Origin of the sequence: Candidatus Methylobacter oryzae (genome assembly GCF_003994235.2) — a bacterium.
GTDB lineage: Bacteria > Pseudomonadota > Gammaproteobacteria > Methylococcales > Methylomonadaceae > Methylobacter_A > Methylobacter_A oryzae.
Map to the genome: position 1 here is coordinate 1 of NZ_RYFG02000061.1, position 8,841 is coordinate 8,841.

The 8,841-nt window shown below is 43.7% G+C and carries 15 protein-coding genes; 3 read left to right on the plus strand and 12 right to left on the minus strand.

Annotation, left to right across the window (positions count from 1 at the left end):
• The first annotated feature begins 90 nt into the window (after nucleotides 1-90).
• Complete coding sequence (locus tag EKO24_RS06815) at nucleotides 91-489, plus strand: hypothetical protein (protein WP_127027390.1); 399 nt, start codon at nucleotides 91-93, stop codon at nucleotides 487-489.
• Here the strand turns inward: EKO24_RS06815 and EKO24_RS06820 are convergent.
• From EKO24_RS06820 to EKO24_RS06845, 7 genes are all read right to left on the minus strand, one after another.
• The gene (locus EKO24_RS06820; protein WP_127027391.1) at nucleotides 468-857 is read right to left on the minus strand and encodes a hypothetical protein; all 390 of its coding nucleotides are present in this window, start codon (nucleotides 855-857) and stop codon (nucleotides 468-470) included. The genes EKO24_RS06815 and EKO24_RS06820 overlap by 22 nt on opposite strands.
• Before the next feature lie 54 nt (nucleotides 858-911).
• Nucleotides 912-1,253, minus strand: a complete 342-nt coding sequence (locus tag EKO24_RS06825) for a hypothetical protein (RefSeq protein ID WP_127027392.1) — start codon at nucleotides 1,251-1,253, stop codon at nucleotides 912-914.
• 547 nt (nucleotides 1,254-1,800) lie between these two features.
• Nucleotides 1,801-1,989, minus strand: a complete 189-nt coding sequence (locus tag EKO24_RS06830) for a helix-turn-helix domain-containing protein (RefSeq protein ID WP_127027393.1) — start codon at nucleotides 1,987-1,989, stop codon at nucleotides 1,801-1,803.
• A 5-nt stretch (nucleotides 1,990-1,994) separates the two neighbouring features.
• Nucleotides 1,995-2,177: a hypothetical protein gene (locus tag EKO24_RS22825; protein ID WP_206667224.1), complete on the minus strand. Its 183-nt coding sequence runs from the start codon at nucleotides 2,175-2,177 to the stop codon at nucleotides 1,995-1,997.
• A gap of 102 nt (nucleotides 2,178-2,279) precedes the next feature.
• Nucleotides 2,280-2,660, minus strand: coding sequence for a hypothetical protein (locus EKO24_RS06835; RefSeq protein WP_127027394.1), 381 nt, complete (start codon nucleotides 2,658-2,660; stop codon nucleotides 2,280-2,282).
• 38 nt (nucleotides 2,661-2,698) lie between these two features.
• Nucleotides 2,699-3,127: a DUF29 domain-containing protein gene (locus EKO24_RS06840; RefSeq protein ID WP_127027395.1), complete on the minus strand. Its 429-nt coding sequence runs from the start codon at nucleotides 3,125-3,127 to the stop codon at nucleotides 2,699-2,701.
• 9 nt (nucleotides 3,128-3,136) lie between these two features.
• Nucleotides 3,137-3,409 carry a hypothetical protein gene (locus tag EKO24_RS06845; RefSeq protein WP_127027396.1) on the minus strand — a complete coding sequence of 91 codons (273 nt, stop codon included), beginning with the start codon at nucleotides 3,407-3,409 and terminating at the stop codon, nucleotides 3,137-3,139.
• A gap of 335 nt (nucleotides 3,410-3,744) precedes the next feature.
• Between EKO24_RS06845 and EKO24_RS06850 the strand changes: the two genes are divergently transcribed.
• Nucleotides 3,745-4,728: a DNA-binding protein gene (locus tag EKO24_RS06850; protein ID WP_127027397.1), complete on the plus strand. Its 984-nt coding sequence runs from the start codon at nucleotides 3,745-3,747 to the stop codon at nucleotides 4,726-4,728.
• A gap of 122 nt (nucleotides 4,729-4,850) precedes the next feature.
• On the opposite strand, the gene EKO24_RS06855 is transcribed toward EKO24_RS06850, so the two are convergent.
• The 5 genes from EKO24_RS06855 to EKO24_RS22565 form a co-directional block, all read right to left on the minus strand.
• Nucleotides 4,851-5,612: a DNA cytosine methyltransferase gene (locus EKO24_RS06855; protein ID WP_127027398.1), complete on the minus strand. Its 762-nt coding sequence runs from the start codon at nucleotides 5,610-5,612 to the stop codon at nucleotides 4,851-4,853.
• A gap of 152 nt (nucleotides 5,613-5,764) precedes the next feature.
• Nucleotides 5,765-6,595: a 2OG-Fe(II) oxygenase gene (locus tag EKO24_RS06860; RefSeq protein ID WP_127027399.1), complete on the minus strand. Its 831-nt coding sequence runs from the start codon at nucleotides 6,593-6,595 to the stop codon at nucleotides 5,765-5,767.
• A 17-nt stretch (nucleotides 6,596-6,612) separates the two neighbouring features.
• A complete protein-coding gene (locus EKO24_RS06865) occupies nucleotides 6,613-7,818 on the minus strand; it encodes a zonular occludens toxin family protein (protein ID WP_127027400.1) in 1,206 nt (401 codons plus the stop codon).
• Nucleotides 7,819-8,190: a DUF2523 family protein gene (locus EKO24_RS06870; RefSeq protein ID WP_127027401.1), complete on the minus strand. Its 372-nt coding sequence runs from the start codon at nucleotides 8,188-8,190 to the stop codon at nucleotides 7,819-7,821.
• Between the two features lie 2 nt (nucleotides 8,191-8,192).
• The gene (locus EKO24_RS22565) at nucleotides 8,193-8,525 is read right to left on the minus strand and encodes a hypothetical protein (RefSeq protein WP_127027402.1); all 333 of its coding nucleotides are present in this window, start codon (nucleotides 8,523-8,525) and stop codon (nucleotides 8,193-8,195) included.
• Between EKO24_RS22565 and EKO24_RS22685 the strand changes: the two genes are divergently transcribed.
• Nucleotides 8,512-8,841: hypothetical protein (locus EKO24_RS22685; RefSeq protein WP_196240001.1), on the plus strand; the 330-nt coding region annotated here is incomplete at its 3' end. The genes EKO24_RS22565 and EKO24_RS22685 overlap by 14 nt on opposite strands.

Consider the following 8,841-nt stretch of genomic DNA (forward strand, 5'->3'; position numbering starts at 1 on the left):
ATGTATATTATGTTAAATTAATTGTGATTGAAATAATTGTCGGCATAGCTTTTGCTCTAGCCCGATTTTTTAACACACGGAGTCAAAACAATGGCAGCAAAGAAAAAGACGAGCTTTTACCATACGCGCTGGAACAAAGTGGGCATTAATGAACAAATCGCCAGCGAGGTGTTAGGTGTATCGTTAGATCAAGTTCAAGAATGGGATAAGAACGGCGCTCCGGAAATAGCCGAACGACTGCTATTATTATGGGATAAAAAGCGAATCAATATCCCCGGCTGGGAAGGATGGATGTTCAGCCGGGGAAATCTACGCTATAAAGGCAAGCAATGGGGTCCGGAAACCATATTAGCCGCCCGATACGACATTGAAAGAACCGCGAAACTTGAAGGCCAAATAAAGCAATTACATAGCTGGAAAGGCTTGCTAAAAATCGCTAATCATTTAGTGAAAAAGAAAGTAAGAAATCATTGGCGAGAAGCTTCATAAAGCTTTCTTGCCCTCATAAAATCATTAGCGCAACGTATCCGCGTTGCGCGGTCTTTCATATCATAGCACTCTTCAGGCTTCTTATACCGGGCTTTAAAATCCGCAAGATCAGCCACGGCCTGAGAATAAGCTTTTCTACTGTCTTCAATAACATTTTGATTCTTTTGTTGCTTCTTACCCCATGTCGTATCACGCAGTATCTCATCCTTAAAAAAATAACCAAGATCAATAGCAGCACGACCTGCCGAACGCTTTAAAGGTTCAACAACATCAGATCGCAAAGAATCACTACCCAAGGATTCACGTTCTTGAGCCATAGTAACCCCAGATATTAAAACAACAATAAACCCCAGAAAAATCTTAAACATAGATTAAACCCCAAATAAAAGTAAAAGCAATTTTCAACATAGACCAAAGTCCCCTTAATGATTTTTCTGACTTATTTTTTTATGCAAACGAGATTTTTCTGCCTCTAACTCGCGCAACTCAAAAACAGTCATTGATTTCAATCGTTCAGCCTTTAGCTGTCTTGCTACACGTGCTTCTTCATCGTGCTGCTGAATGATTTGTATTTGATCAGCAGTAAGCCGGCGCTGGCCGTTAATCGCAATGGTTTCAGCATTCATTTCAGATTGATCAAGAGGACAAGCTGAGCCGCTATAAACAATTTTGCCAGCATCATTTTTACATTTATAGGTATAAGAAAACGCCGAAGTACTTGTAATCAATAAGAAAATAAAAGAAAAAGAAGTAATTATATTCATTAAAAAAAGCCCTATAGAAAAACTACAAAGCTTTTATAACATGATGATTTGTAAGAAGTCCCTTACAACAACGCAATCCATGCTCTTGAATAATATTTTTTTTGGCCTGCGGCGCAGATCAGCCAAAAAGGATTGCACTACGTGCCTTGTGATTTTTACGATAACGCAAGGCGAACTGCATGCCTTGCTAACAGCATCGTAAAAACCACTTTTGAAACGGCATAAGCCGCATAAATAACAAACGAAGCACACCATGGTATTACTGCCCTGGCTTCTTCGCTCAATCAAATGGTTATTGTGTGGCTTACGTGAAACACCGGTCGGGCTACGCCTCCCTATCTACCAACAGCGCGGGCCAGCCCGCTTGCTCCAAAAGCCCAAATTCCAATCTCTTGCCATACCTAAAAAGTGCAAACTAGCGGTTTAAATAGGACGGTCGCCAAGGACAAAAGCGGGTTTAATAGTAATGGGAGGGGTAAGCCTGCTCTTACTGGATTGCAGGCTTAATTAATGAGGGATGCGCAAAAACATGTAGAAACGCTGTAATTTAATTGCGCCCATTGGCTATTGTTTTGATTTTAAATAACTCAAAAAAGGCCGGGTGCATTGTTCTTTTACCGAGTTCCCACTTTTGCCAAGCTCCTAAACTGCAATAAATAACGGCTGCTGCTTCGGTTTGACTTTTGCTAGATTTCTTTCTGGCGTCAATTATTTCTTCTGGCGTTGGCGATTCCATTAATACTACCTCCTATTATTCAGATAAGTTTCAACAGATTCCCAAAAAGCCATATCATCTTCAGACATTAGCGATTTCCTGGGCTCTATGTCGTTATAGTGATCGGATAGCGCGGTTAATTCATCGTCAATCTGCATAGCTAAATCATATATTTTTGTGCGGAGTTCGATTGTTTTTTCTTTTGACATAGTTATTTTTTGAGCTATATTAGCCCTGAGATCGTCAGGGCCTCATTGAAGTATAGGCAGAAATTTTTATCTAGTTACAGCTAGATATTTTCCTTGGCGGTCTCATTCAACACGACTACCGTCACCAGCAAAATAGCCATATATATCCAGCTCGTCGCCGCTGTACGTTTCAATAGTATCAATCACTCTTTTTTCTATAACATCATCACCGATAGCTATTGTTGAGTGCTGCGGGTAGTGATAATTATCACCACGGACAACTGTCCTAGGCAAATAGCCGTTACGTTTTCCCCATCTTAATTTTTCACAGTCTATCGCGGAGAAAGCGGCGGCTGCTTTTTCGTGTGCGCTAATTACTTCATTTGACATTCCGATTACGTTATACATTTTCTTATCTCCAATAATCCCGGCTTCGTCCGGTTCCGCCTGGAACTTGCTGCTCCATTGGTAAAATAATATACGCCCATTGGGCGCAAATGTCAAGCGCTATTGCTACATGATTTTACGCAGACCCATTAAAACTAATCAGGGAAATATTCACTATCGCTTATCTGCTCCAAATTCCATGGGCAATGCTGAGGAAATATATCAGGCCGCAAGCCGGTTTCATGAGTAGCCTTTAAAGCCGCGTATTCATAAGCATCCGCTACAATTGCATTAATTTCAGGTTTCAAACCAGGATTTTGACTAAGGACCTTCTGAAACTTTAAACGCTGCTCAATAATGGTATAGCGCCAACTATTACCACGTCTGGAAGGTTGATAATGCCACTTGAGCATATGAAGCAAGAGTACGGATAATCGACTTTCAAGTGCCCTCTTTTCACTTCTACCCATGGTCTCAACCTCTTCTATCAAATTTTCTATATCCAAGTCATTTAAGCGCCCTGCCCTCAATAACGCGGCTTGCTCCTGAGTCCAGCCGTAAAAGTCTTTGTCGTAGCTAATCATGGTGTTACCTCATATTTCAATACAAAAATACGCCCGTACTTTAGAAACCCATTCTTCAGATGGCCTTACAGTTGCAGCATCACCCAACTCAGTCAAAAATTCAGCGAGTAATTGTGACGAACTGAAATTATGGACTGTAGTCAAAGATTGAGCTTGTTTTTTACGTAACCGATAGGCCCTAGCTCGATCGGCATCGGATTTAGCTTTACCAGTAGCAGGCCGACCGCGGCCGCGTTTGGCGGGAAATAAATCAGCGGTTTGATGATCATTGGTATCTATCATGGCGGCATCCTCAATGCGTTTAAGTTATGTTTATTGTAACGCGTCACGAAAAATAAAGCAATCTTTTTTGTGACGAATCACGTTAATTAATAGCTATTATTTCTTGTGACTCGTCACGGATATTTAATCTATTTATAAATGTGCCGATTGAAGTGACTTGTCAAGCATTATTATGATAATTATCGTAATATGATATTACGGTAATACGATAATTACAGTAATGATAATATCATATTACGATAAATGTAATATGATAATTATGATAATATTGCTTGACAAATACCTTTGCCTATGAAATAATAAAGCCGTAATCAAAGCCAACCGGAGATAATGCCATGAACAACATTAGTCAAATCAGCAAAGCCAAACGCCTAACCGAAGAAGAAGTGCATGAAGCCGCTGAAGCGTTACAAGAAAACGGCGTCAAGGTCAGCTCGATAGAGGTCTATAAATTCCTTGGCCGTGGCTCTTTAACGACGATTACCAATTTTTTGAAAACCTGGAAGCAGGAAAATACCGACGTGAATACCCTACCCGCTTTGATTGCACTGCCGGAAGCGCTGAAAAAATCCACTGAACAACTGCTTATTAAGTTATGGGCAGAATCCCAGGAACTGGCTGAAAAAGAAATCAATAGCCAAAGAGAAGCTTTAAGACAAGCCGAAGCGGCCGCATTGGAAAAAATCACCGAAGCGCAAGCATTCAGCGACGAACAAAGCCGACAAATTGAACGCCTGGAAGCCGAAATCGAACAATTAAAGGAAGATCACGAGCAAACTTTTCAATCCTGGAAAGCAGAAATAAAGAAAGAACAGGACTGGAGACAGGAAGCCGTTGTCGCGGAAAACGTCAGCAAGAGCAAACTACTGGATGCAGAAAAACGCCTGGATTATGTCAACCTAGCCTTGCTAGAGCAACAAAAAGCCAACAAAGCACTAACCGCTGAAAACGCCGCTCTAAAAGCCAAGCTGGAAGCAAGCGAAAAGCAGTTAGAAAAGTATAAAAATGAACTTTTTAAAGCCGAGGATAGAATAATCGTCCTGAAGGAAGAAAACAGAAAAGACGAGGTCAAAATTGAGGTACAAGAAAACCAAATCAATCAACTGGTTACAGAATTAAAGAACCAGGAAGAAAAGACACTCGAAGCAGCCAATGAAAATAAGACCTTAAGGGAAAAAGCGGCCAAACTGGAAGGCGAGTTGATAGCCTGGAAAGACATCAAACCAGAAGCAAAAAAGAATAATTTGCCGGCAAAAAAGGCTAACAAGCAAAACGAAAGCTGCGAAGTAAAACAACAATTTCCTGAAAGTAAACAATAAAACGAAAAATAAAGTAAATTTTCGTCTGCAGTCGTTCCGACCGAATCCAAAATTTTAAGCCGGCCGAAAAAAAGGCCGGTTTTAAAGGTTGATTAGTGCAATTTAATGAAACAATAAAAATGTTACATAGTGGCATAATTGATAGCCTGGCCAGTAACAGTTCGTCGATCAAAGGCACGCTTGCGGCAAGCGCCATTCGCATAGCGCTGTTTTCCTGTTACTGGCCGGCCACAAGAACAGACGCATAAGGTAACGCCTATTTGCCGGCAAATAACAGCATCAGCCAGAGCTTTAGCCAACTCATAAGGCACACCATTACCAATAGCCCGACTAAGAGCGCCCCGTGTAAAGGCGGGAATATCGAAGTCATCAGGTAGACCTTGCAAACGAGCCATTACAGGAATAGGCCGGGAATCATTGGCAAGTACAGTGGAAAAGTAACTTGGCCAAGTGCTTTTTTTACGGTCCATAACTAATTGCGAACCATCCAAAGACCCGAATTGCACATGCCTTAACCGGCGTTGCTGGGAGCCAAAATCAGAGGCGTTGAGGTCGAGACGTTGCCAGTTATAACCCTCTATCCGTATGTCAGGCACACCCGGTACATTTTCAGCCAACCACCAGATAGGCTTTGCTTCCATGACTACACGCTGATAGTGTTGTATCATTTCCAAGCCCTGCCCTGTCGGTATGCCACGACGCGCCTTAGAAAAGTCCTGGCAAGGCGGACCGCCTATAATGCCGTCAAATCGGCCCGAAGGCACACTAAAACGGCGTATATCGCCACCAAAGATAAGATCGGGACCACGGACCACGGAAAAACCCGCATCTTCGAAACCACGATCTAATAGACCGATACCGGGAAATAAGGATAAAACCAACATAGGCTGTTACTGGATGTCAAAAGAATTAATCCGGATAGTAACGCTTTGACCGTTACTTGTCCAGGTAAATAAGCGGCCATCGAGTAACAGTGAGCCGTTACTCGACGCCGGGAAATAATGCCGGCACAGTAACGGGTAATCCTAATCAATAATTAGACAAACTGCCGCTCACGTTGCCAATAGGTTGCAACAATTTTTGTGCCAGTAATGACGGGAGCGCCACCATGCAATGTTTCAGGGTTTGGCTTGCCCTGCTCATCAACATCAGAAAAAAAGACGGCTGCCCCTTTTCTTGGACGTACTTCTACGCCCAAATTCGGAAAGATTGTCGAACCACCTTGTTCTACATCAGTCAAATAAACCACAAAAGTACCCACACGTTGACCGCCCCGGATTAGATGGGAAGCTGAGCCTGGTTTTGTGACATCAAAATAGTCATGATGCGGCTTGTACTGCTGACCATCACGATATTGAAGCACCTGAATCGGCTCAGCTTTTTCAAGAGGCCAATTGCTCAAGGTCGATAAACGTGTTTCAAGCGCGGTAATAAATTGATTTTCCGAACGTTCAAAGGAAGTTCCGGAACTGGTTCTCGCATCATGGACAACGGAAGCTCCTGAATCGTAATCAACAACGGTCGAACCGTTAAGTCCTTTCTGTTTAGCAAGCAAAACTATTGCATCGCATTCCGAAATCGACAATACGTTATCAATCAAAACGATATAAGGGTTGCTTAATGTAAACAGAATTTGCGGCCTGCAATCAGGCAGTTGCACAAAGTTGGTTGCTGTATCTATCAAAGGCCGCTTGAAGTCAACTTTGGATAAGGAATTAAGGACATCATTAAAGGCATTCAAAGATTCCACACGCGACCACGTTTTTTGCAAGGTGTCGATAATGGATTCATGAGTACAGCCGCGCTGAATGTTATGTTTTATCCATTCAAACCATTCCGGCCCCATGGTGTTTAATTGTGTATTCATATTTTTATATCTCTTTGTTAAAAAGGCATATTGTTGGCAATCACCGATTTTTTCTTGTCATCTTCCGACTTGATTTGAGCCTTAAAGGTAAAGATAAAGTCGCAAGTATGCTTGCCTTGTTTATGGGAACAAATATGGTTAGTGGATACGCGAATCAGATCGTCATCGTAATCGACAGAACATTTAACAAATCGCCGGGTGACGTTACATGTCTTAGGAAATAGCGGCAGATCGTCAACTGTAATGCCCTGCGACCAGGCTATTAAATGCGATCTATCCAGGGTATCGGCAGGAGTTACAGGAGCAGGTAGAGCATTGACCGGAACAGAGCCGCCAGTAGCAGGGCTACCAGGAGCGCTACTAGGAGTTTTAGCAATATTCGTTTGAACAGGTAAGCTATCAGCCGGTACACCGGATTTAATATCTTTAGGATGATATTTATAAGTAAAGGTGTAATAGAACCAACAGAGGCAGCCGGCGACAAGAGCAAGCATAGCCAAAATCTTGCGGTCTGCAAATATTGAGCGGCCGGCCGTTGACTCGATATGATTGCCTGTCGCCGTGCTATCATAGCATTTAAATATTCGTGGGTCGGCCTTATATTTTGCGGGACTACCGACGCGGTGACTTGCTGATTTTCCGTTATTTTCTGGGTCATGTTGATGCTCTATCCAGGTGTTTTTATACCAGGGTAATAAGTTAGATATGTCGCGGTGACGATAGGCCCACTCGGACACTTCGCGGATTTCGCGCTTTACTTTGGCAATATTGGTCGTTGATGCCAGTATGTCCCAATTGTAGTGACGCTGTTTATCGTAGGCGGTGAATACATCTTCCGGGCGACCTTCGGCCAAGCCTATATCTTCAATAACCTCGCCTGGGGCCGGTATATAGGTATCCAAGGATTCCAACTTAAAATCGCGGCGATCAGGATAGATTTGCTGTATCTCATCAATGATAATCATAGCGCCAAAGGGCACCCAATGAAACCAGCGGGCCATCTTAGCGCGGCCTTCTTTAGTCCTTGTATCCACCCAAATGATTATGGCGGTATCTGGAAATTCCTCGTCAGGGAATTGTTCAATAACGCGATCAACACTATTAAAACCACGAATATTAGTCACGATTGCCCTACCCTGTTTCAAAGCGTCAATACCAAAGCGCTGAACCAAGGTAAACGATTTAAAGGAACCCGGAGGGCCGTGATGTATAGACGTTGCCATTTATAGCCCCAGGAACCTGAGCACAAATTTAGTCACATGCGCTGTTAGAATGATATTGATAGCTTCAGGGATACGAAAAAAAGAGATAGCATCCATGATACGGCTATCTAAAGCACTCCAAGCGGACTGTATCGCCGAAGTGATATTCAGCTGAGAGAGGATTTCCTGAGCTATATCCCAAGCGAAGGAAATCGCCCACAGTTTGAATGTAATAGTCGATATAGTGGCATAAATTACCCAATTAGCCAGCCATTTAACAGCAAAATCATAGATACCATGAGTCACAAAATCCCAAAAAGCGACTATATAGTTTTCAATTTCAGTCAGAAACTGAGAAATCTGGTTAAATGCATCAATCAATAAATCCAGCATACTTACCCCAATATAATTGTCAGAGCCGTAACAAAAGCCAAAGCAATTATCAATGTGCCAATCACAGAAAACTGATCACGGTATTTATTCATGTCGAAAACGACATGGACACCGCGTAAATCGCCAATTTCTATCACCGGCAAAGCACCCCCACTATTGGAAATAGCGCCAAACATAGCGCCGGCCTGTTGACGAATTGAGGCCACTTTGGCATTCAGCTGCGCAGTAACATCAGCTAATTGCTGTTGTGCATCCGCGTCAGAAAAATCACCGGTCGAAGAACCCGGAGCGGATAAAGCACTATGCGGAGTCAACTGCTTTGTGGATGTGGTCAACTTATTAACCAAATCCCGCAAGGTGCTTTCTTTCGCGCAGTCAGGACAATCCGTTGGCGTAGGCGACGGCGAACCAGAAGGCGGCGGACCCGGTGGCGGCGGCTCAGGCGTTGGCGACGGAGGGCTAGGCGGCGGCAAACCAGACGGCGGCTGCGTACAACCGCCATTACCATCACTAACCAAGCCAAAAGCAGCACAATCAGGCGGCGGTGTGGGCGGCGGAGGGCTCGGCGGCGGTGGACTCGGTGGCGGCGGCTCAGGCGTGGGCGGCGGCGGACTCGGTGGCGGCGGCTCAGGCGTGGGCGGCGGCGGACTC